At 59.0% G+C, this 22,859-nt stretch carries 22 protein-coding genes; 14 read left to right on the top strand and 8 right to left on the bottom strand.

The window, feature by feature from the left end; translation table 11 throughout:
- Positions 1-19: 19 nt before the first annotated feature.
- The 3 genes from NTD81_RS03530 to NTD81_RS03520 all read right to left on the bottom strand — a co-directional run bounded on the left by NTD81_RS03530 (position 20) and on the right by NTD81_RS03520 (position 3,868).
- Positions 20-1,993, bottom strand: coding sequence for a DEAD/DEAH box helicase (locus tag NTD81_RS03530; RefSeq protein WP_262179473.1), 1,974 nt, complete (start codon positions 1,991-1,993; stop codon positions 20-22).
- Between the two features lie 87 nt (positions 1,994-2,080).
- Positions 2,081-2,683, bottom strand: coding sequence for a glutathione S-transferase family protein (locus NTD81_RS03525; RefSeq protein WP_262179471.1), 603 nt, complete (start codon positions 2,681-2,683; stop codon positions 2,081-2,083).
- Positions 2,684-2,707: 24 nt separating this feature from the next.
- Positions 2,708-3,868: a PLP-dependent aminotransferase family protein gene (locus tag NTD81_RS03520; RefSeq protein ID WP_262179469.1), complete on the bottom strand. Its 1,161-nt coding sequence runs from the start codon at positions 3,866-3,868 to the stop codon at positions 2,708-2,710.
- A gap of 82 nt (positions 3,869-3,950) precedes the next feature.
- Here NTD81_RS03520 and NTD81_RS03515 point away from each other — a divergent pair, with 82 nt between their 5' ends.
- The 3 genes from NTD81_RS03515 to NTD81_RS03505 all read left to right on the top strand — a co-directional run bounded on the left by NTD81_RS03515 (position 3,951) and on the right by NTD81_RS03505 (position 6,275).
- Positions 3,951-4,385 (top strand): MarR family winged helix-turn-helix transcriptional regulator, encoded by a 435-nt coding sequence (locus NTD81_RS03515; protein WP_262179468.1) that lies wholly within the window; start codon positions 3,951-3,953, stop codon positions 4,383-4,385.
- Positions 4,386-4,477: 92 nt separating this feature from the next.
- Positions 4,478-5,077 (top strand): LysE family translocator, encoded by a 600-nt coding sequence (locus NTD81_RS03510; protein WP_262179466.1) that lies wholly within the window; start codon positions 4,478-4,480, stop codon positions 5,075-5,077.
- A 10-nt stretch (positions 5,078-5,087) separates the two neighbouring features.
- The gene (locus NTD81_RS03505) at positions 5,088-6,275 is read left to right on the top strand and encodes a benzoate/H(+) symporter BenE family transporter (protein ID WP_262179464.1); all 1,188 of its coding nucleotides are present in this window, start codon (positions 5,088-5,090) and stop codon (positions 6,273-6,275) included.
- A 57-nt stretch (positions 6,276-6,332) separates the two neighbouring features.
- Here the strand turns inward: NTD81_RS03505 and NTD81_RS03500 are convergent, their stop codons facing one another.
- Together NTD81_RS03500 and NTD81_RS03495 are read right to left on the bottom strand one after the other, a co-directional pair.
- Complete coding sequence (locus NTD81_RS03500; RefSeq protein ID WP_262179838.1) at positions 6,333-7,409, bottom strand: 3-deoxy-7-phosphoheptulonate synthase; 1,077 nt, start codon at positions 7,407-7,409, stop codon at positions 6,333-6,335.
- Positions 7,410-7,614: 205 nt separating this feature from the next.
- The gene (locus NTD81_RS03495; RefSeq protein ID WP_262179462.1) at positions 7,615-8,049 is read right to left on the bottom strand and encodes a PilZ domain-containing protein; all 435 of its coding nucleotides are present in this window, start codon (positions 8,047-8,049) and stop codon (positions 7,615-7,617) included.
- Positions 8,050-8,089: 40 nt separating this feature from the next.
- Between NTD81_RS03495 and NTD81_RS03490 the strand changes: the two genes are divergently transcribed.
- From NTD81_RS03490 to cysB, 5 genes are all read left to right on the top strand, one after another.
- Positions 8,090-8,434 (top strand): thioredoxin family protein, encoded by a 345-nt coding sequence (locus tag NTD81_RS03490; protein WP_262179835.1) that lies wholly within the window; start codon positions 8,090-8,092, stop codon positions 8,432-8,434.
- A complete protein-coding gene (locus NTD81_RS03485) occupies positions 8,434-9,381 on the top strand; it encodes a putative 2-dehydropantoate 2-reductase (protein WP_262179460.1) in 948 nt (315 codons plus the stop codon). Before NTD81_RS03490 ends, NTD81_RS03485 begins: the two co-directional genes overlap by 1 nt.
- 20 nt (positions 9,382-9,401) lie before the next feature.
- Positions 9,402-10,307 (top strand): 5'-nucleotidase, encoded by a 906-nt coding sequence (locus NTD81_RS03480; protein ID WP_262179458.1) that lies wholly within the window; start codon positions 9,402-9,404, stop codon positions 10,305-10,307.
- A gap of 129 nt (positions 10,308-10,436) precedes the next feature.
- Positions 10,437-10,937, top strand: coding sequence for a universal stress protein (locus tag NTD81_RS03475; RefSeq protein ID WP_262179456.1), 501 nt, complete (start codon positions 10,437-10,439; stop codon positions 10,935-10,937).
- Between the two features lie 109 nt (positions 10,938-11,046).
- Positions 11,047-12,021, top strand: a complete 975-nt coding sequence (gene cysB, locus NTD81_RS03470; protein WP_262179454.1) for an HTH-type transcriptional regulator CysB — start codon at positions 11,047-11,049, stop codon at positions 12,019-12,021.
- A 63-nt stretch (positions 12,022-12,084) separates the two neighbouring features.
- Here cysB and NTD81_RS03465 read toward each other — a convergent pair whose 3' ends face one another.
- The 3 genes from NTD81_RS03465 to NTD81_RS03455 form a co-directional block, all read right to left on the bottom strand.
- Entirely contained in the window at positions 12,085-12,864 is a 780-nt protein-coding gene (locus tag NTD81_RS03465; protein WP_262179833.1) for an ABC transporter permease, read from the bottom strand.
- A gap of 11 nt (positions 12,865-12,875) precedes the next feature.
- Positions 12,876-13,808 carry an ABC transporter ATP-binding protein gene (locus NTD81_RS03460; RefSeq protein WP_262179452.1) on the bottom strand — a complete coding sequence of 311 codons (933 nt, stop codon included), beginning with the start codon at positions 13,806-13,808 and terminating at the stop codon, positions 12,876-12,878.
- 249 nt (positions 13,809-14,057) lie between these two features.
- Positions 14,058-14,714: a transglutaminase-like domain-containing protein gene (locus tag NTD81_RS03455; protein ID WP_262179450.1), complete on the bottom strand. Its 657-nt coding sequence runs from the start codon at positions 14,712-14,714 to the stop codon at positions 14,058-14,060.
- A gap of 145 nt (positions 14,715-14,859) precedes the next feature.
- Between NTD81_RS03455 and NTD81_RS03450 the strand changes: the two genes are divergently transcribed.
- From NTD81_RS03450 to NTD81_RS03425, 6 genes are all read left to right on the top strand, one after another.
- The gene (locus tag NTD81_RS03450) at positions 14,860-17,307 is read left to right on the top strand and encodes an acyl-CoA dehydrogenase (RefSeq protein WP_262179448.1); all 2,448 of its coding nucleotides are present in this window, start codon (positions 14,860-14,862) and stop codon (positions 17,305-17,307) included.
- Positions 17,308-17,370: 63 nt separating this feature from the next.
- Positions 17,371-17,781 carry a PA2817 family protein gene (locus NTD81_RS03445; RefSeq protein WP_262179446.1) on the top strand — a complete coding sequence of 137 codons (411 nt, stop codon included), beginning with the start codon at positions 17,371-17,373 and terminating at the stop codon, positions 17,779-17,781.
- A gap of 454 nt (positions 17,782-18,235) precedes the next feature.
- Positions 18,236-19,672 (top strand): undecaprenyl-phosphate glucose phosphotransferase, encoded by a 1,437-nt coding sequence (locus NTD81_RS03440; protein ID WP_262179445.1) that lies wholly within the window; start codon positions 18,236-18,238, stop codon positions 19,670-19,672.
- On the top strand, positions 19,672-21,135 hold the full coding sequence (locus tag NTD81_RS03435; protein WP_262179444.1) for a mannose-1-phosphate guanylyltransferase/mannose-6-phosphate isomerase: 1,464 nt from the start codon (positions 19,672-19,674) through the stop codon (positions 21,133-21,135). Before NTD81_RS03440 ends, NTD81_RS03435 begins: the two co-directional genes overlap by 1 nt.
- A complete protein-coding gene (locus tag NTD81_RS03430; protein WP_262179442.1) occupies positions 21,135-22,046 on the top strand; it encodes a glycosyltransferase family 2 protein in 912 nt (303 codons plus the stop codon). Before NTD81_RS03435 ends, NTD81_RS03430 begins: the two co-directional genes overlap by 1 nt.
- Before the next feature lie 29 nt (positions 22,047-22,075).
- Entirely contained in the window at positions 22,076-22,846 is a 771-nt protein-coding gene (locus NTD81_RS03425; RefSeq protein WP_262179440.1) for a polysaccharide biosynthesis/export family protein, read from the top strand.
- Positions 22,847-22,859 lie beyond the last annotated feature (13 nt).

Here is a 22,859-nt window from a genome sequence, read left to right as displayed (position 1 = left end):
GCACCATATCGAAACATCCCTACTGCCGCGCTTTTGCTGCCAACAGCTTGGTAGCGCCTTGAGCTTTGTTACAAAACCACAACACCCGACTCACCCCACGGGTGATGGCCACATAGCCTAAACGCAGAGCTTCGTCCTGCATGGCCTGATCGTAACTGCTGGCAAAAAGCCCGGTATAGGCATACAAGGCATTGCGCAGCGGGTGGCTCAGAGGCGCTAAACAGTCATCTACAATCATCGCCACTTGCGCCTGCAGCCCCTTCGCCCGGTGGATAGTGGCGGTCTTGACCGGCAACTTCTTATCCAGCTGACTGCTGATGGCCTTCAACGGCTCGTTGCGGCGACTCAACAGCAGCACCGCAGTGCGTTCAGGCTTGGCTTGTGCGGCGGCAAAGGCGCACTGCTGGGCGATCTGCTCGATCAGCTTGGGCAGATCGGTCTTGCTGTCAAAGCCACGCACCAGCTTGACCCCGTGCTCGCCCTTTTGCGTCGATCGCTGAGCCTGGCTGGCCTTGTCTTGCTTGCAGGCGACCGGCACCAGCAGCAACTCGGCATCGCTGATGATCGGCGCAATGCTCCGGTAGTTATGCGTCAGGTTAAGCACCGCGCTGCGCTTAGCGGCGCCTTTACCCGCCTTGCAGGGGAAATGCCGATCAAAGTCGATAAACAGCTGCGGCGAGCTGCCGCGCCAACCGTAAATCGACTGCCAGTCATCGCCAATGGCCATCAAACTGACCGCCTCGCCCTGAGCAGACCGGGCGCCCTGCACCGCTTGCAGCCATTTAACAATTTGCGGCGAGATATCCTGAAACTCATCGATCAACAGATGGCTAAAAGGCTGCAGCAATTCACCGGCCAGCGGCTCAGGCTGTTTTAGGCGCTGAGTGAGCTGGGCAAAAGCGTTGTTAAAGCTAAGCAACCCTTGTTCGGCCAAAGCGCTATTAAAGCTAGCCATAAAGTATTGCAGCGCCTCGACAAAATCGCGCTCAGCGGCGCTGCAACTGAGTTTGCTCAGCTCGATCTTGGCGATATCCAAGCCCAAACTTTCGATAAACCCGGCCTGGGCGTAAAACGCTTCCGGCAGCGGCAAGGCGCTGAATTCCCCGGCCAAGGCAAAGGGCGTCAGTGGCGCTTTAGCCGTAGCGGAGGCTTTGGCCGGCTCGTTAAGCAGGCTATGCACCAGCTCGGCAAAACGCGGCTGGCTGCTGTAGCACTGCTGATAAGCCTGCTTCAGCAAACGCTGCTGCGGCGGGCGTAAACGCCCTGCGGCCAGCGGATTATCCAGCTCGGCAGCGTCCTGCTCATGCAACTGTTCAAACCAGCTGGGGCTACCCAACAGAGCCTTGGCCTGCACTGCCATGGCCGAGTGAAAAGTGCGTACCATGATGCGCGCCTGGCTTTGCTCCAACGGGTAACCGAGGGACTTGGCCGTCTTCAGCAATTGCTCGCGCAACTCAGCGCAAGAGGTATTGGTAAAGGAAATCACCGTCATCTGCTCAGGCTTAATGCCGAGTTGCGTCAGCATAAACAGCACGCGCAGGACCAAGGTGGTCGACTTGCCGGAACCGGCACCGGCGAAGATTCGCGTCAAAGGATGACTGCTTAAGATCATCGCCCACTGTTCAGGCGATGGCGCCTGCAGGCTGCCCGCCACCACGGCCTGCTCAACCTGAGCGCGCATGGCGGTAATCTGCGCCGCAGCGACTGGCAACATAGCCGGACCGTAAATACCCGGCAGCGTCTTGCTGCGCGCAGGCGCCTTACGCTTTGGCTTGTCTGCATTAGCCTCGGCCTTGCCTGCCGACTTGGCCGCTGCTTGCTTGGCCGGCGCTTTCGCCCGCGCCTTACCCGGTGCCGGCTTGGCTTTAATATGCGCCGCACGCAAGCTGGCCTGGGCCTCGCGATCCGCACGCAGGTAAGCCGTGGTATTGGGGAATAAACGCGCTAAGGCAGCGGCAAAAAGCCGTTTATAGCGCTGTACAGGAGACGGCATTCAGCGACCCGCAAACAGATAGATCATTGAATGATAAGTGTTTTAGCCAAGCTTAAGGGCGCCATGCAAGCCGCCCCGAAGAGGCTGTCAGTCATACATGCCGATGTAACCGGGCTGCTCAGCAACCTGCTGCAGCCAACGGCCAATGGCCGGATAGCCGCTGAGGTCAAAACCACCTTCGCCCGCCACATGGGTATAGGCATACAGGCTAACGTCGGCAATCGACAGCTGCTCACCGACTAAGTAAGTGGTGCGTTGCAGTTGTTCTTCCATCACTTTCAGGGCGCGGTAGCCGAGAATTTGGCAAGCCTCATACTCCTTGCGCCGCTCTTCGGGCAGGCCCAGATAGAGCTGGATAAAGCGCGCCACAGCGACGTTCGGCTCATGGCTGTACTGCTCAAAGAACTGCCACTGCAACACCTGAGTGCGCAGGCGCGGTTCGCTGGGCAAAAAGCCCGAGCCGTCGGCCAGGTAGTTGAGGATGGCGTTGGATTCCCACAGATAACTGCCGTCCTCCAACTCCACCACCGGGATTTTGCCATTGGGGTTTTTGCTTAAAAACTCCGCGGTGCGCGTTTCCCCTTTGAGGATATCAACCGCTACCCATTGGTATTCAAGACCTAGCAGATGCAACATCAGCTTGATCTTGTAGCAGTTGCCGGAACGCTCATCGCCGTAGACTTTCAGCATTATCCCCTCCCCGTTCAGACTGGATTACAGGCCTTCGACAGCCTGGCGCACCACTTGCGCCAAGCGCTTGATGCCTTCGTTGAGTTTGTCTGGGCTGACGTGGCTGAAGTTCAACCGCAGATAGCCCGGGTTGTTATCCGGATCGATAAAGAACGGCTCACCTGGCATAAACGCCACGTTTTGCGCCAGGGCTTCGTCCAGCAATGTGCGAGTATCGAGCGGCTTTTTCAGCGCCAGCCAGAAGAACAGACCACCCTGCGGCACTTGCCAATCGGCCAGATCGCTGAAGTGTTCTTGCAACACGTCTTGCATGGCATCGCGGCGCACGCGATAGAAATCGCGCAGCTGCGCCAAGTGCGCGTTCATGCGCTCACTGCCCAGCCACTGCAGCGCTTGCCACTGGCCAATGCGGTTGGTGTGCAGGTCAGCGGATTGCTTAAGGCGCAGCAAATGGGGAAACAGGTCCGGGGTGGCGATCAGGTAACCGACGCGCAGGCCCGGCAGCAAAGTCTTGGATACGGTGCCGGTGTAGATCCAGCTGGCCTTGCGCAGACGGCTAACGATGGGCGTGGCGCTGCCGGCATCAAATACCAGTTCGCGGTACGGCTCATCTTCGATCAGGGTTACGCCAAACTCATCCAGCAGCGCCGCCACGGCATCGCGCTTAGCTTCGCTGTAACGCACCGCCGAAGGGTTTTGGAAAGTCGGAATCAAATAAGCGAACGCCGGCTTGTGCTGCTGCAAACGCTGGCGCAGGGCATCGATCTGCGGGCCGTCGTTTTCTTGCGGCACGGCAATGCAATCGGCCCCAAAGAGTTGGAAGGCTTGCAGAGCGGCCAGATAGGTTGGCGCTTCGAGCAACACTTCGGTGCCCGGATCGATAAACAGCTTGCTGGCCAGGTCGAGGGTTTGTTGCGAGCCACTGACGATCAGCACTTGGCTGGCCTCACAGTTAACCCCCAAGCTGCGCGCTTCAGCGGCGATCAACTCACGCAAGGCTGGCTCGCCTTCGCTCATACCGTACTGGCCCATGCTCGCCGGCATGTCGCTCCAATCGACCTTAGGCAGCATCGGCTCGGCCGGCAAACCACCGGCAAAGGACATCACTTCCGGACGCTGCGCCGCGGCAAGAATTTCACGAATTAAAGAACTTTTCAGGCGGGCAATGCGTTCGGAAAAAGCCATGTAGATCACCAGTAGCGAAAGCTAATAAAAATAGGTCAAACTCTTTGACCGAAATTACGACGACCAAGCTGGATACGTCAATATGCTTGACCTGAAAAAAACCACCACTCAGCAGGCCACCATGGAGGCATTCTTCTTTGCCTACCAAGCATTTACTGCCAAGGCAGATGAGATGCTGGCACGCCGCGGGCTGTCACGCATGCACCAGCGCATCCTGTTTTTTATTGGCAAGTATCCCGGCACCAATATGAAAGAGCTGCTCGCCTATCTGGGCGTCAGCAAGCAGGCCCTGAGCGTACCCCTGCGACAACTGCTGGAAATGCGTCTGGTGGAAAGCCTCACTGCCGCCGAAGACAAACGCAAACGGGTGCTGGCTTTTACTGCCGCCGGCGCCAAGCTGGAGCTGAGCCTGCGCCGCGAGCAGGTCAAGCTGCTGCAACGCGCCTTTGATGTGGCCGGCAGCGACGCCGCCAGCGCTTGGCTGGAGGTCAATAAAGCCTTGGGCCAGGGCCTGTAGAGGCAACTGTACTGCTGATCCGCTGAGTCGCTGTATCGAGACGCCCTACCCCGGCTTGCCTAGTCTGGCAAATTGTTCAGGGATGCACTGTTATGACCAGCGACTTACTTCTGGCCTTTATCGCCTTCGCTTTTGTGACCTCGATCACCCCGGGGCCGAACAACATGATGTTGCTCGCCAGCGGGGTCAACTTCGGCGTGCGCCGCAGCCTGCCGCATATGCTCGGGATCAGTCTGGGGTTTATGTTGCTGGTCGCCGCCGTGGGTTTGGGCCTGGGCCAACTGTTCGCCCAAGTGCCGCTGCTGTACAGCGTGCTGCGCTATGTCGGCGCGGCCTATTTACTCTACCTGGCGTGGAAGATTGCCCGTGCAGGCGCCCCAGACAGCCGCGGCGAGAGCAGCGCCAAACCGTTCAGCTTTATTCAGGCGGCGGCGTTTCAGTGGGTCAACCCCAAAGCGTGGATCATGGCCATCGGCGCCATCACCACTTACACCCCCCAAGAGCACTTCACCACTAACGTGCTGCTGATTGCTGTGCTGTTTGCCTTGGTCAATGCGCCCAGTGTTGGGCTGTGGACCATCGCCGGCAGCTTGCTGCGGCGCTGGCTGGACAAGCCGTTGGTGCTGCGGGTATTTAATGTGGGCATGGCGCTGCTGTTGGTGGCATCGCTGTACCCGATCCTGATCGACTAAGGGAGCCCCCATGACGCAGCCGCCTAGACTTCGACCACTGGCCGATACCTCGTTATCCGCCGTAGTAGCCGGTTTTATCGCCATGCTCACGGGCTACACCAGCTCGCTGGTCTTGATGTTCCAAGCTGGCCAGGCAGCCGGCCTGAGCAGCGGGCAGATTTCTTCGTGGATCTGGTCACTGTCGATTGGCATGGCGATCTGCTGCATCGGCCTGTCGCTGCGCTATCGCGCGCCGGTGATGATAGCCTGGTCGACCCCCGGTGCGGCCTTGCTGATCACCAGCCTGCCCGGCGTGCCCTACAGCGAGGCCATCGGTGCCTACCTGTTTGCCTCGGCGCTGATTTTACTGATCGGCCTGACCGGCACCTTCGACCGCCTGATGCGGCGCATCCCGGCCTCGCTGGCGGCGGCCTTGCTGGCCGGGGTGCTGTTTAAAATCGCCCTGGAGATTTGTCTGGCCGCCGAGCAACAGCCGCTGTTGGTGCTCAGCATGTTTATCGCTTACCTGCTGGGTAAACGCTGGCAGCCGCGCTATGCCGTGCTCGCCGCGCTGATAGTCGGCAGTCTGCTGGCCGGGACTTTAGGCCTGCTGAATTTCACTGGCGTGCAATTGCAAGTGGCGGTCCCCGAGTGGACCACACCGAGCTTCTCTTTAGGCGCAATCATCAGCATTGGCATCCCGCTCTTTATCGTCGCCATGGCCTCGCAGAACCTGCCTGGCATGACCGTACTACGGGCCAACGGCTACGACGTGCCGGCCAGTCCGCTGCTGAACACCACCGCCCTGGTGTCCTTAGCGGTGGCGCCATTTGGCAGCCACGGCATCCACATGGCGGCGATCAGCGCAGCAATTTGCGCAGGCCCGGAAGCCCACGAAGACCCACAAAAACGCTACACCGCCGCCATGTGGTGTGGGGTGTTCTACGCCGTGGTCGGGATTTTCGGGGCTACCTTGGCTGCGCTGTTTGGTGCCCTGCCCAAGGCGCTGATTTTGTCGATTGCGGCACTGGCCTTATTCGCCTCAATCATCGGTGGCCTGACCCAAGCCATGCAGCAACCGGCTGAACGCGAAGCTGCGCTGGTAACCTTCCTGGTCACGGCCTCGGGCATGAGCTTGTTCTCGGTCGGCTCGGCCTTCTGGGGCATAGTTGCCGGGCTCATCACCTTGGTGATTTTGAACTGGCGCAAAGCCGCCTAAGGCTGAATAACGGACACAAAAAACGGGCCCTGGGCCCGTTTTTTTACCGCTGCAAACTTAGCCGCGCGGACGCTTTGGCAGCACGTCTTTGAGTTTGGCATGCATGCCGCGCAGGGTCTTCTCGGTGGTGTCCCAGTCGATGCACGCATCGGTAATCGACACCCCGTATTTGAGCTGGCTCAGGTCTTTCGGGATCGACTGGCTGCCCCAACCCAAGTGACTTTCCACCATCAAACCGACGATGGACTGGTTACCTTCAAGAATCTGGTTAGCCACGTTATCCATCACCAGCGGCTGCAAGCTTGGGTCTTTGTTGGAGTTGGCGTGACTGCAGTCGACCATGATGTTGGCCTTGATCTTAGCCTTGGCCAGCTCTTGCTCGCACACCGCCACACTGACCGAGTCGTAGTTGGGTTTGCCGTTGCCACCGCGCAGCACCACGTGACCGTAGGCGTTGCCTTTGGTGGTGACGATCGACACCCCCCCTTCTTGGTTGATGCCGAGGAAACGGTGCGGGCTGGATACCGACTGCAGGGCGTTGATCGCCACGGTCAGGCCGCCATCGGTGCCGTTTTTAAAGCCAACCGCCGAGGACAGGCCCGAGGCCATCTCGCGGTGCGTTTGCGATTCGGTGGTGCGCGCGCCAATCGCCGACCAGCTGATCAGATCCTGCAAATATTGCGGGGAGATCGGGTCGAGGGCTTCAGTGGCGGTCGGCAGGCCCATTTCAGCCAGATCCAACAGCAGCTTACGCCCGATATGCAGACCGTCCTGAATCTTGAACGAGTCATCCATAAACGGATCGTTGATCAGGCCCTTCCAACCCACAGTGGTACGCGGCTTTTCAAAGTACACGCGCATGACCAGATACAGGGTATCGGACAACTCCGCCGCCAGGCTTTTTAAGCGCTGGGCATACTCATGGGCCGCCTTGATATCGTGAATCGAGCAAGGCCCCACTACGATAAACAGACGATGATCCTTGCCATCGAGGATGTCGCGCACCACCTGACGACCATCCGCGACAGTACGCAGAGCAGCTTCGGTCAGAGGGATTTCGCGCTTGAGCTGCTCAGGGGTGATCAGCGTTTCGTTGGAGGCAACGTTCAGGTCATCAATCGGTAAATCAGCCATCGTGCTATTCATCTGTCAGAGTCATCAGGTCACGGGTGCTGGCCGCCAGCGTTCCCCGTGGGGCGGAGCACAGCAGTATGAGCACAGCGGGGAAGCCGAACCTTAGCGCGTAAGCCCCTGACTCGACAATGCTATTTAGAGCTAAAACGCCAGTACCAAGCTATTAGCGGGCGGTTTCAGCCCAGCCTCAACCCTGCGCAAGCGCTCAATTCAGGCTGTCGCGGGAGTAGCTGCTGGCAAATTGCTCGATCCAGTCCTGCGCCACCTCCTCCACCGTCACCTTGCGCCCTAACAGTTGCTCACGCTCACGGCGATAGTGTTCGATCTGGCAGATCTGCTCGATCATGCGCAGGCGAAACAGATTCTCCTCATCGGTAAACGTCACGCCCACCACAAAACCGTCGCCCTGGGGCTGGCACCAGGCAATCAAACCATAGCAACTGGCGTGCTCACCGCCTTGCAGGCTGCCGAGCAAGGGGATGCGAATTTCAATCGGCGTGCCATTAATGAAGGCGCGATTGCAGTTGCACGCAACACCACCGAGGCTGATATTGTGCAGCCTTTGCTTAGGCACCTGGGACGCCTGGCTGGGCACCAAGTCCACCGGCATATCGGTTGGGTGACGAAAATACTGCCGCATCGATGAGCACCTCAGAGGTCATCAATCTATATAGACAGCGATCAGTATAGTGAACGAACTGCAACTCACCGACTTCGATGCCGATCACCAGTTACTCGCCCTACCTGGCACTACGCTGCTGATTTTTACCAGCGCCGGCTGTAGCAGCTGCCGTTGGGCGCGCCGCGAACTGCCGCAACTCGACTTACCCGTAGCGCGCCTGGCCTGGATCGATGCGGGTGACAACCCCGGCCTGGTGGCGCGCTACGAAGTGTTTCATCTGCCGGCGCTGTTTGCCGTGCACGATGGCTATTTTTACGCTGCACTTGAGGCTCGCCTTGAACGCAGTGCGTTAACCGCAGCGCTCGAGCAAGCACTCCAGCGCCCTGCTGAGGAACTTCCGTGATGAACGCAACACCCCGTATTGGCATTATTGGCGCCGGTGCCATTGGCGGTTTTTATGGCGTGCTGCTGGCCCGCGCGGGCCTGGATGTACACCTGCTGTTGCGCAGCGAATACGCACACGTGGCCGAACAGGGCATTCAACTCAACAGCAGCGTGCTGGGTAACCTTACGCAGAAAGTACAGGCTTATCAGCACGCCAGCGACATGCCTAAGTGTGATTGGCTCCTGGTCTGCGCCAAAACCACCAGCAACAGTGAACTGGCGCCCCTGATCAGCCAGGTGGCCGCGCAAGGTGGCAAAGTGCTGATGCTGCAAAACGGCCTGGGCATTGAAGATGAATTGCGTCCGCTACTGCCTGAATCCCTGCATCTGCTGGCCGGGCTTTGCTACATCTGCGCCCACCGCAGCAGCCCTGGGGTGGTTGAACATCAGGCGCTGGGCAATATGAACCTGGCTTATCACTCCGGCCCAGAGCTGACGGCGGAAGATCGCCAGCAACTGCTCGAGCAGGGCGCTGAGTTGTTTAAACAAGCCGGCGTGGACTGCGGAATACTCGCCAACTTGGCCCAAGCGCGCTGGCAAAAACTGGTGTGGAATGCGCCGTATAACGGCCTCGCGGTGCTGCTGAACAGCCACACCAAGGCCTTGATGCTGCAAGCCGACAGTCGCGCCATTGCCGGCGAGATCATGCAAGAAGTGATCGATGCCGCCACCGCGTGCGGCTATCAAATGCCGAATAACTTCGCCAGTAAACTGTTAGCCGCCACTGATCGCATGCCCGACTACTGGCCGAGCATGTACCACGACTACGCCCTCGGCCGACCCATGGAGCTGCACGCCATTTATGCTGTAGCCCTCGCCCAGGCCAAGGCTGTTGGCAGCCCCATGCCTCGCACGCAGATGCTCTACCAAAGCTTGCTGTACCTCAGCCAGCAAGCAGCGCATTAACTGTTTTAAAGGAGCCCACTATGAGCAAGGGATTAGGCGACAAACTGGTCTTGGCCATCTCCTCCAGCGCTCTGTTTGATTTGCGCGCCAGCCACGAGATTTACGTCAACCAAGGCGTCGAGGCGTACCGGCAATATCAGATCGAACACGAAGACGAGATCCTCGCCCCCGGTGACGCCTTCCCCCTGGTCGAAAAGCTCCTAGGCCTGAATGACAGCCTGCAACAGCAGCGGGTCGAGGTGATTCTGGTGTCACGCAACAGCGCCGATACCGGCTTGCGGGCGTTTAACTCGATCCAGCACCACAACCTGGCGATCTCCCGTGCCGCTTTTGTTGGCGGACGCAGTCCCGATCCCTACCTGGCGGCCTTTGGCTGCCACCTGTTTCTCTCCACCCACGCCGAAGATGTGCGCAGCGCCCTGGCCGCGGGCTTTGGCGCGGCAACCATCCTCAGTGGTGGCGCACGCCGTGCGGCGAGTAATGAGCTGCGCATCGCCTTTGACGGCGATGCCGTGCTGTTTAGCGATGAATCCGAACGGGTTTATCAGCAAGGCGGCCTGCAAGCCTTTCAGACCCACGAGCGGCAATCGGCCCGTGAGTTATTAGGCGGCGGACCGTTTAAACCCTTCCTCGGCGCTTTGCATCAGTTGCAGCAAGAATTCCCCGAGGCCGCCTGCCCGATTCGCACGGCCCTGGTCACCGCCCGCTCGGCGCCGGCCCATGAACGGGTGATCCGCACCTTGCGCGAGTGGAATATCCGCTTGGATGAGTCGTTCTTCTTAGGCGGCCTGGATAAGTCATCGATTTTGGAAACCTTTGGCGCCGACGTGTTCTTCGACGACCAAGCCGGGCACTGCGAAAGAGCTCGCAGTGTAGTTGCCACTGGTCATGTTCCTCACGGCGTCAGCAACGAACCGCAGGCTTGAGGGTCACTCATCTGGCAAGTTGTTAGACAATAAATTAGTACGTTTGTCTAGCCGACCAAACTGGGCCTAATAGCCTTGCTAGAGCCTGCTACGCTCAGAGAACTCCGCTCTGGAAGTTTAGGAGGCTTGATGATCCGCTCTATTCTTTATGCAACTGATTTAGGCCTATATGGCCCTTACGTCCTGCAGCACGCTTTATCGATCACCCGAGCGTTCAAAGCAAAGTTATACGTGATCCACGTCGTCGAGCCTCTGGGCTTGTTTGCCGAATCTGTCCTGGAAACTTACTTGGACGAAGACCGCCTAGATGAACTCCATCAAAACGGTCTGGAAAATGTAATGAACAGCATTGAAAAAAGGGTATTAGAAGGATTTCGCGATGAGCTCGGAGACACCTCCGACGACTTCGCGTTAATCAATGCTGTGCGCGTGCAGCAAGGCGATCCGCCATTAGTTATCTTGGATGAAGTTCGGCAACTAGGCGTCGATTTGCTAGTACTTGGTAGCCAAAGCCACAATAACGACGCCGAAGTCCCACTCGGCCGAACCGCCAGCAGGTTATTACAGCTGTGCGACGTGCCCGTCTATCTCGTGCCGATGCTGCAGCACCGTAACCATAGTGAAAGTTGAATTAAATCTTTAAATTTACAAAATTGGTCTAGATTTAATGCTCTAATCATCATTATGGTTATAACACGCCGACACTTGAGCGGCGGCTCATCTGCTTTGAGGGATTTCTATGAAGCTCCAGCAATTGCGCTACATATGGGAAGTCGCGCACCACGACCTCAACGTTTCAGCCACGGCGCAGAGCTTGTATACCTCGCAGCCGGGCATCAGTAAGCAGATCCGCTTGCTGGAAGACGAACTCGGCGTGGAAGTTTTTGCTCGTAGTGGTAAGCATTTGACCCGCGTCACCCCAGCCGGTGAACGGATCATCAACACCGCCGGGGAAATCCTACGCAAGGTGGAGAGCATTAAGCAGATTGCCCAGGAATTCTCTAACGAGAAGAAAGGCACCCTGTCCATTGCCACCACCCACACCCAGGCCCGTTACGCCCTGCCGCCGGTGATCAGCGCCTTTATCAAGCAGTACCCCGACGTCTCTTTGCACATGCACCAAGGCACGCCGATGCAAATCGCCGAAATGGCCGCCGACGGCACCGTCGACTTCGCCATCGCCACTGAAGGTCTGGAGCTGTTCAACGACCTGATCATGATGCCGTGCTACCGCTGGAACCGTTGCGTGGTGGTACCACAAGGCCATCCACTGACCAAGCTGCCGAAACTGACTCTGGAAGCCCTGGCCGAATACGCCATCGTCACCTACGTATTTGGTTTCACCGGCCGCTCCAAACTCGACGAAGCCTTCAGCCACCGCGGCCTGACGCCCAAAGTGGTGTTTACCGCAGCCGACGCCGACGTAATCAAAACTTACGTGCGCTTGGGTCTGGGCGTGGGCATCGTGGCCAAGATGGCGGTCGATCCTAAGCTCGATCCGGATTTGGTGGTGCTCGACGCCAGCGAGCTGTTCGAAGCCAGCATCACCAAGATCGGCTTTCGCCGCGGCACCTTCCTGCGTGGCTTTATGTGCGACTTTATCGAGAAGTTCGCCCCGCACCTCACCCGTGACGTCATGGCCAAAGCCGTGCAATGCCACAACAAGGTGGAGCTCGAAGAACTGTTTGAAGGTGTTGAGCTGCCGCTGCACTAAACCGCAGCGCGATAAAAAAAGGGCGTCCACTGGACGCCCTTTTTTATTACCGGCCGCGAAGGCTTACTGACGCATCCCGCGCCCGCCGACCAGCAAGCGGATGCAGACGAAGTACAGCACCGCTGTCGCCCCCAACATAAAGCTGATGGCCACACCGATACGGATATCTGAGACGCCGAGAATGCCGTAACGGAAGGAGTTGACCATATGCAGCACCGGGTTGGCCAAGGATATGGCCTGCCAGAACGGCGGTAGCAAGGTGATCGAATAGAACACCCCGCCCAGGTAAGTCAGCGGCGTCAGGACAAAAGTCGGCACGATGGAAATATCGTCGAAGTTGCGCGCGAACACCGCGTTGATAAAGCCCCCGAGGGAGAAGATGGTCGCCGTCAGCAACACCACCAGCACCGTCACGCCTAAGTGATGCACCTGCAGCTTGGTGAAGAACAGCGACAGCCCGGTGACGATCACGCCCACGGCCAAGCCGCGCAGTACACCGCCGGTCACGTAGCCAATCAGGATAATGTGCGGCGACACCGGGGCCACCATCAGTTCCTCAATGTAGCGCTGGAACTTGCTGCCAAAGAAGCTCGATACCACGTTGCCGTAGGAGTTGGTGATCACCGACATCATGATCAGCCCCGGCACGATGTACTCCATGTACGTGAAGCCACCCATGTCGCCGATGCGGCTGCCGATCAGGTTGCCGAAGATGACGAAGTACAGAACCATGGTGATCGCCGGTGGCAGCAAGGTTTGCGGCCAAATGCGGGTGAAGCGGCGCACCTCACGGAACACGATGGTGCGCAGGGCGACCAGGTTGGCGGCGAACTCCGAGTTCAGATAAGGCGCACTCATACCGCCACCTTCGCCAAATTTTTCTCCACCAGAGACACAAACAGCTCCTCCAAACGATTGCTTTTATTGCGCAGGCTGGTCACTTCCAGCTGCTGCAGGGCCAGTTGGCGGAACAGCTCGGTAATACCTAAATCCTTATCCACCTGCACCTCTAAGGTGTGCGCATCGAGCACCTTGCTCGGATAACCCGCCAACTGCGGCGCGGCCAACAGCGGTTGCTTGATATCGAGCAAGAAGGTTTCCACGTGCAAGGTGTTGAGCAGGGCCTTCATGCTGGTGTTTTCGACGATGCGGCCGTGATCGATGATGCCGATATTGCGGCACAGCTGTTCAGCCTCTTCCAAATAATGGGTGGTGAGGATGATGGTGATGCCCTGCTGGTTAAGTTCGGTGAGGAAACTCCACATTGAGCGACGCAGCTCAATATCCACGCCGGCGGTGGGCTCATCCAGAATCAGCAGGCGTGGCTGATGCACCAGCGCACGGGCAATCATCAAGCGCCGTTTCATGCCGCCAGACAGTTCCCGCGACTGCACATTGTGCTTATCCCACAAGCCCAGCTGAGTCAGGTAATGCTCGGCACGCTCTTTAGCGATGCGTGCCGGAATGCCGTAATAGCCGGCCTGGGTGACGACGATGTCGAAGGGCTTTTCAAACTGGTTAAAGTTGAATTCCTGCGGCACCACCCCGATGCAGCGTTTAAGGGCTAAGGGCTGCTGATCAAGGTCGTTACCGAACACATTGATGGTGCCGCTGCTCTTGGTCACCAACGTCGAAAGGATGCCAATAGTGGTGGACTTGCCAGCCCCATTAGGGCCGAGCAAGGCAAAGAAATCACCCTCAGCGACATCCAGATCAATCCCGTGCAGGGCCTGAAAGCCATTGCCGTAGGTCTTGGTCAGCTGGCGTATGGACAGAGCGGTACTCATAAAAAGCGCGCACCTTAAACAGAAAAAGAGACAGCCAGCAGGGTCTAGCGCCATGCCGGCAAGCGGAGCAAGTCTAACCTGCCCGGAATTGGCCACAGAGTTTAACCAAGCCGAAGCCTTCTGTGCGCCAATGCGCGGGCAAGCCTAACAGGCCGGCGGGCAGAAAAAACCCGCAAGGTTATGATGATGGTTATCAGTCAACTCGATGGAGCCCGCGCCAGCGCTGGCTCAGGGGATTATACGCAGCGATTAAGGGCTGACTTCAGCGATAAAATCACCGCTCAACGGCCCTTGTTCAGCCTGGAAAAGATGCGGATAGGTCGCGGCCAAATGGCCGTAAAACAGCTGCTCAGGCACATCAACAAACTGGCCATGGTCACGCAAGTACTGCATATGCCGCTCGCCGCGCTGGTTGAACTCATGGAACACGCTGTCGCGCCGCCCGTCGAACTCCAGTGGCTCCACATGAAAGGCCCGGCACAACGCCAGATTGAACGCTGGCGTGGCCTTGACCCAGCGCCCATGCAGATACAACTCGGTGTAGCCGTGCATGGCAAACACTTCACTGCGCAGCAGTTCGAGCAAACGCGCAGTAGCCAGATGGTTGCGTACATCGGCCAAACCAATGCGTGCGGGAATCCCGCAGTGACGGGCACAGGCCGCCAGCAAAGTGGCTTTGGGCACGCAGTAACTCTCCCCGGCTAACAGGGCAAAGCTGGCCTTGAGGCTGTGCGGATCACGACTGAAGACATAGGGGTTGTAGCGGATTTCATCGCGCACCGCGTAATACAGCGCCACCGCCTGAGCCACGGGCTCGCCACTGGCGCCGCGCACGCGCTCGGCGAACTCCACGACGGCAGGGTGGTCACTATCAATGAATCGACTGGGCGCAAGGTATTGATCCAACGGCAGATCCTCAGGGCTAAGCAGTCAGTCTAACGAGGCAGCAGCAGTCCAGGTCACGACGATTCGGTCAAGCTCACCGTCTTTGTCGCCACAGTGGCGACTATGCTGAGGATGATCCCCCACCTCAACCCCATGGAGGAATTGCATGCTCGTTCTCTGGTTAGTTGTCCTCGTCTTAGGTGTCGCCCTGCTGGCTCACCGGCGTACCGCGCCATTAAAAGCGCTGGCGGCAGTTGGCGGATTCTTGGTGCTGCTGAGCCTGTTCAGCCACGCCCCCACTTGGTTACTCGTCTTGTTCTGGTTGCTGCTGGCCGCCGTGGCCTTGCCGCTGTTGCTGCCCAAGCAGCGCCAGCAACTGTTTAGCGCACCGCTGTACCGTTGGTTTAAGCGGGTGCTGCCGCCGATGTCGAGCACCGAGCGCGATGCCATTGAAGCCGGCACGGTATGGTGGGATGGCGAGCTGTTTAGCGGCCGGCCTAACTGGGACAAGCTGCTGGCCTACCCCAAGGTGCAACTTACCGAAGAAGAACAAGCCTTCCTCGACGGCCCCACTGAAGAGCTGTGCGCCATGGTCAGCGACTGGCAGATCGGTCAGCACTTGGACCTGCCTGCCGAAGCCTGGGCGCACATTAAGGAACATGGCTTTTTTGCCCTGATCATCCCCAAGCAATACGGCGGCAAGGGCTTTAGTGCCTATGCCCACTCGCAAGTGGCGATGAAGCTGGCGACCCGCTCCGGCGATCTGGCTTCCACCGTGATGGTGCCCAACTCCTTAGGCCCAGGTGAACTGCTGCTGCACTACGGCACCGATGAACAGCGTGACCACTACCTGCCGCGCCTGGCCCGGGGCGAAGATATTCCCTGCTTTGCCCTGACCGGCCCGCTGGCCGGCTCCGACGCCGGTGCCATGCCGGATACCGGGATCATCTGCAAAGGCCAGTGGCAAGGTGAAGAAGTGCTGGGCCTGCGCCTGAACTGGGAAAAGCGCTATATCACCTTAGGCCCAGTGGCCACCCTCCTCGGCCTGGCGTTTAAGGCCTACGACCCCGATCACCTGTTGGGCGATAAAGAAGAGCTGGGCATCAGTTTGGCTTTGATCCCCACCGACACCCCCGGGGTGGAGATTGGTCGGCGTCACCTGCCGTTAGGCGCGGCCTTTATGAACGGCCCGAACTCGGGCAAGGACGTGTTTATCCCGCTGGACTTCCTCATCGGCGGCCAGGACATGCTCGGCAAGGGCTGGATGATGCTGATGAACTGCCTGTCGGTGGGCCGTTCCATTTCCCTGCCGGCGGTTGGCACCGGGGCCGCCAAATTCACCAGCCTGACCAGCGGCCAATACAGCCAGATTCGCGAGCAATTCAATGTGCCCCTGGCCGCTTTCGAGGGCATTCAGGAGGCCTTGGCTCGTATCGGCGGCAACGCCTGGCTGATGGACAGCGCCCGGATGCTGACCGCCAACGCGGTGGACTTAGGCGAGAAGCCCTCGGTGCTGTCGGCCATCCTCAAATACCACCTCACCGAACGCGGCCGTGAATGCATCAGCCACGCCATGGACATCCACGGCGGCAAGGGCATCATCACCGGCCCCAACAACTACCTGGCGCGCTCGTGGCAAGGCGCACCGATCTTTATCACGGTCGAAGGCGCCAACATCCTCTCGCGTAACCTGATGATCTTTGGCCAGGGTGCGATTCGTTGCCACCCTTATGTGCTGAAGGAAATGGAGCTGGCCAACCACAGCGATCAGGACTACGCCCTGCAGGAGTTCGACAAGCTGCTGCTGCAACATATCGGCTTTGCCGTCAGCAACGCCGCCAGCAGCTTGCTGCTCAGCCTTGGCTTTGGCGTGCTGAGCAATGTGCCGGGGGATGATCTGAGCCGCCCGTACTACCGCGCGCTCAACCGTATCGCCGCGTCCTTCGCCCTGCTCGCCGACACCAGCATGATGCTGCTGGGCGGCGACCTGAAGCGGCGCGAGCGCCTGTCCGCGCGCTTAGGCGACGTGCTCAGCAACCTCTACCTGGCCTCGGCAGCGCTTAAGCGGTACCACGACCTCAACTACCCTCAGCATTCACAGCCGTTGGTGCGTTGGGCCTTGGAAGAAAGCCTGGGCAAGGCCGAGGAAGCCCTTGAGGGCCTGCTGCATAACTTCCCCAACAAGTGGCTGGGTTGTGCCCTGCGCCTGCTGGTGCTGCCGTTAGGGCGCCGGCATAAAGGCCCGTCCGATGCTCTGGATGCCGAAGTGGCGGCGATTATCGGCCGCGACGCCGGCGATGCGGCGCTGGAAGAAGTCCTGCAAGGTTGCTATCGCCCGCAAGACCCTGAAGATGCGGTCGGCGCCCTGCAACAGGCGGTGACTCTGCTGCACGCGGCGCAACCTGCGCAGAAAAAGCTGCATAAGGCGCTTAAAGCCGACGAGTTCAAACATGCGCCCGGGGAGAACCCCATTGCTGCAGCACAGCAGGCCGGCATTTTGAGCGAGGCCGAAGCCGCCGCCGTCAGCGCAGCGGAACAGGCACGGCGCAAGGTCATCGACGTCAACGACTTCGCCAAAGAGGAGCTCAGCCTGGCCCCCGACAAAGTGCGCTAAACGGGACAGCGGGCGACGCGAGGCTTATACTGGCGCGCCCGTTTTACCTACAGGATTTGCCCAATGGCCTACGATCACCTCGCCCACCACCTCGCCCTGCTGCAACACCTGCGCACCATTCTGGTGGCCTTGGGCGAAGCTGAGCAGATCCTCGATGACAGCCATGCCCTGTACCTCGAGCGCTATGACGAGCTGCTCAATGAACTGCCCAACGACCCGGAATCCAGCCTGTACCTAGGCCAGGACCTGATCAGCCAGATCTTCCACCGCTACCCGCAAATCGCCCACTTGGTGCCCCGCGACCTGCTGTGGTTCTTCGGTGGCGACTGCCTGCATTACATGCCCGACGAGGAAATCGATCTGTACCAAAGCCTCGACGAGCGCCGCTATCAGGCCGAAGAAAACGGCGAGCCGTTTGATTGGCAGCAAGAGAAACAACTGCTCGCCATGCCAACTCAAGGCAGCACTCACTAAGCCCAGCGTTTAGCCCCCAGGTGCGCGCCCTGCGCACCTGCACCTGCCGATGCCGCCTCCCCAGCCGCTGCCCAGCACATGAGCCTAGGCCACGCCTGCATTCGGCCGCTGCCAGCCCAGCCCGGTACGTTTTTAGCCCTTGCGCAAGAGCATGCCAATGGCTGACTCGGGGCGAAAACTCAGCCGCCTCAGGCCGTAGACGGCACTGATGGGAGGCAGCTGTTTAAAAAATCAAACAATTCAGCAAAGCACAAGTCGAACAAAAAACAACCGAAACCACCCTCCAAAACCTCGACTATGCTTCAACCCTTTGGAATTGGTCACACAAATCGACAATAAAATGACAAAATCGTGCATTACGCTATAAAAGTCAGTAAATTGACAAAACGCTCTGCCACTTTAACTTTATTCCCTACCACTTAATGGGTTGCCCACTTTGGGCAGAACGGACGACATGCATTCGAAATGGCTTGACCGCCTGTCTTTAGGACAAGCAGGTTTTTACGAATATTTCCTAGTCATCTTTAAACTGATTCATGGCCTGACCGCCATTGCGCCGGCGCTGTTCTTACTCTACTACCCTGGCTTAGTGCCTACTGAACTGCGCCAAAACATGCTGGGCTTACTGGTGTTTTTCGGCATTTTGACGGTCATCATGTTCCAGGCGCTGGATGTCTATAGCGACGATATTCTGAGCAACCGCCTGCGATTTCGCATGATGTTCTTCGCCTGGACTTCAGCCTTTTGCTTGCTGCTGTTCATGTATCAAGGCTTGGGTTTGTTCCCCTATTTGAGCCGGCGTTGGGTGCTGTTCTGGTACGCCAGCAGTTTTATCCTGTTCTGTTTGCAGCGTTTATTGCTCCTGCGTATTTACCGCAAGTGGGTAACTCGCGGCTTATATCTACAGCGCACGGTAATTCTCGGTTTTACTGAAAGCGGCCGGCACTTAGCTGAATACCTGATGCGTAACCAAGACATTCGCTGCGGCCTGATCGGCTTTATCGATGATCGTTCCGAGCGCGTGCCCGATGCCTTCAACTCGCTGCCCCTGCTGGGCGATACCCAGTATCTGGAACAGTTGATCCGGCAGGAGAAAGTCGGCCAGGTCTTAGTCGCCCTCCCCTGGTTTGCCGATGGCCGCATTGGTGCCATCGTTGATCACCTGCGCCAATTGCCAGTGAACGTGCTGCTGGTGCCCGACATGGCCGCCTTCCGCCACGCCCACAACCGCATTGTCGATGTCTCCGGCATCCCCATGTTCAACGCCTCGGAGCTGCCATTGCGCGGTTGGTCGCCGTTTATCAAGCGCTGCGAGGACTTGGTCCTGGCCAGCCTGGCGGTGCTGCTCAGCGCCCCGCTCATGCTGTTGATCGCCCTGGCGATCAAGCTGGACTCCCGCGGCCCGGTGATCTTCCGGCAGAAGCGCTATGGTTATAACAACCGGCTGATCTGGGTGTTCAAGTTCCGCTCGATGTACACCCACCGTGCCGATGCCAATGCCGAACGCCAGACCACCCGCGATGACGACCGCATCACCCGGGTTGGCCGGTTTATCCGTAAGACCAGTCTGGATGAGCTGCCGCAGCTGTTTAACGTGCTCCTGGGCAGCATGTCGATGGTTGGCCCACGGCCCCATGCCACGGCCACCAAGGCGGCGGGGATACCCTTTGAAGAAGCAGTCAGCCATTACAGCTCGCGGCACCGGGTCAAGCCTGGGATCACCGGCTGGGCGCAGATCAATGGTTACCGGGGCGAAACCGACACCCTGGACAAGATTAATAAACGTGTGGAATTTGACCTCGAGTACATCGCCAAGTGGTCGGTGTGGTTCGACCTGTACATTTTGTTCCGCACCATTCCCGCCGTCCTCATGAGCAAGGAAGTGTATTGATGAACGCCGCCCCGCTGATCCCCTGCATCATTTCCGGAGGTTCGGGCAGTCGCCTGTGGCCCGTCTCTCGGGAAAGCGCGCCGAAGCCCTTTATGCGTCTGGCCGACGGGCAAAGCCTGCTGCAAAAGACGTTCTTACGGGTGGCGGGATTAAGCAGCATTCAGCGCGTACTGACGGTGACCAACCGCGATCTGTTGTTTCGCACCCTGGACGACTACCGCGCCGTCAACAGCACGGGCCTGGCTACCGACCTGCTCCTGGAGCCGGTGGGACGCAACACGGCGGCCGCCATCGCCGTGGCCGCGCTGCATGTGCAACAACATTTGGGCGATGAGACGCAATTGCTGGTGCTACCGGCAGATCATCTGATCAAAGACGAAGCCGCCTTTGCCCAAGCCGTGCAGCACGCCCGCACCTTGGCCGCACAAGGCTATCTGGTGACCTTCGGCATCACTCCGGAGCATCCAGAAACCGGCTTTGGCTATATCGAACAAGGTGCCGCCGTGGGCCCTGGCTTTAAGGTCGCGCGCTTTGTCGAAAAACCCGATTTGGCCACCGCACAAAGCTATCTGGCCAGCGGCAACTATCTGTGGAATGCCGGCATGTTCTGCCTGCAAGCCGGCACCGTGCTGAGCGAACTTGAGCGCCATGCGCCGCTAGTATTGGCCGCTGCCCGCGCAGCGCTGGCCAACGGCAGCAGCCTGGAAAACCAACAAGGCCGTCAGAGCGAACTGGCCCTGGAAGACTTCGCCCAAGCGCCGGATATTTCCATCGACTACGCGCTGTTTGAGCCCTCCGATAAAGTCGCGGTGGTGCCGTGCAGCATCGGCTGGAGCGACATCGGCTCCTGGCAGGCCATGCGTGAGCTGGTGCCGAGCGACGACGACGGAAATCAAATTCGCGGCCAAAGCGTGCTGCATAACGTCAGCAACTGCTATATCGACTCACCCCAGCGTTTAGTCGGCGCCGTGGGCGTGCACGACCTGATCATCGTCGACACCCCCGACGCCCTGCTGATCGCCGATGCGGCCAGCAGCCAGGACGTCAAATACATCGCCCAGCAACTGAAAAGCAGCGGCCACGATGCCTATCGCCTGCACCGCTCGGTTAACCGGCCGTGGGGCATCTACACGGTGCTGGAAGAAGACCGCCGCTTTAAGATCAAACGCATCCTAGTCCGTCCACAGGCCTCGCTGTCGCTGCAAATGCATCATCACCGCAGCGAGCACTGGATCGTGGTCAGCGGCATGGCGCTGGTCACCAATGGTGATCGCGAGTTCCTGCTCAACACCAATGAGTCCACCTACATCCCGGCCGGCCACAGCCACCGCCTGAGCAACCCCGGGGTGATCGATCTGGTGATGATTGAGGTGCAGAGTGGCGAGTACCTGGGCGAGGACGACATCGTGCGTTTCGATGATATTTACGGCCGCGCTCCGGCTGCTAGCGAGCAGCCGCAATAATGCGGTTTGCCCTAGTCATCCCCACCCGCAACGCCGCCACGCACCTCGACCGGCTGCTGCCGGCCCTGGCTGCGCAAACGCATCAGCCGCAGCAGCTGCTGGTGGTCGACAGCGGCTCCAGCGACGACACCGCCGCGCGCTTGCGCGAGTACGGAGCGCAGGTGGTGGTGATTGACCCGGCCACCTTTAACCACGGCGGGACACGCCGTTGGGCCAGCCAGCAGGTGGACGCCGAGGTATTGATTTACCTGACCCAGGACGCCATCCCGGCCAATCCCGAATGCTTCGCCAATCTGCTCAGCGAGCTGAGCAGCGAGGGCGATATCGGCGTGGCTTATGGACGTCAGTTGCCCCATCCCGGCGCCGGTCTGCTAGGTGCGCAGGCACGGCGTTTTAACTATCCGCCGCAGAGTCGCAGCAAACGTCTGCGCGACGCCGCTGAGCTGGGGATTAAGACCTGTTTTAGCTCCGACTCTTTCTCCGCTTACCGGCGTGAAGCGTTAAACGCCGTCGGTGGCTTTCCCGAGGACGTGATCGGCAGTGAAGACGCCTATGTCGCCGCGCGCCTGTTGCAAAGCGGCTACGCCGTGCGCTACGCGGCCAGCGCCGAGGTTTATCACTCCCACGATTACCGCGTGCTGGAAGAGTTTCGCCGCTACTTCGATATCGGCGTGTTCTATGGCCGCGAACAATGGATCAGACAAGCTTTTGGCAGCGCCGGCGGCGAAGGCAAACGCTATGTTCTGGCGGAAATTCAGGCGCTACGCGAAGCCGGCGCGCTGCACCGAGTCCCCGAAGTGTTAGTGCGCAGCGCCCTGAAGTTGCTGGGCTATCGCTTGGGCCACCTTGAGCACCATCTGCCCGTGAGCCTCAAGCGGCGCATCAGCATGTTTCCAGGCTACTGGAAGTGAATACCATGACCTACAGGAAGTCCTCACCGATGAAACGCATCCTTCTCATGCTCGCCATGCTCGCGCTGGCTGCGTGTAATACGCCGGCGCGCATTCCCGCGCCGAACAACAGCACCGTCAATGCTGGCAAGGAGGCCCTAGCAGACCTCGCCAAGCTACCGCCGGCACTGGAGCGCGTGCGAGTCGGTGATGTGCTGCGCATCGTCCGTGATGCGGGTGAGATGCCCACCCTGTCGGCGTTCAACGCCAGCACCATCTACGAGCTGACGCTGTTCACCGTGCTCAACGATGGCAGCATCTACTACCCCTTTATTGGTCGCGTGCAGGCGGCCCACCGCACGCCGCAAGAGATCGCCCAGGAGCTGACCAGCAAGCTCAAGCCGATCTACCGCGAGCCGCAGGTCACGGTGAATATCAACCAAGCGCCGGGTAATACGGTGTTTGTCGGCGGTGCGGTGCGTAACCCCTCTGCCGTGCCGATCCCGGCAGCGAACAACATGGAGCAGGCCATCCTCGGTGCCGGCGGCATCTTGCCCGTTGGCGATGCAAGCCAGGTCGCCTTGCTGCGCGAGGACACCGAAGGCCGCTACCAAGCCTACTTCCTCGACTTCAGCCAACTGATGAATACCGGCCCAGAAGGCCGCCAAGTGGTGGCCATGCAGCGCGGCGACATCATCTTTGTACCCAAGTCGACAGTCGGCGACCGCATCGAAGGGGTCGATATCTACCTCAACCAACTGCTGCCGTTCTCTAAATCCATGGGCATTGGCCTGAGCTACTCCATTAACAACGATCGCTGAGGAGCGAACCTGA

The organism is Pseudomonas sp. 5P_3.1_Bac2 (assembly GCF_025465995.1).
Taxonomy (GTDB): domain Bacteria; phylum Pseudomonadota; class Gammaproteobacteria; order Pseudomonadales; family Pseudomonadaceae; genus Aquipseudomonas.
Note: the sequence above shows the minus strand (reverse complement) of the source record. Positions and strands in the feature narration are given on the sequence as shown.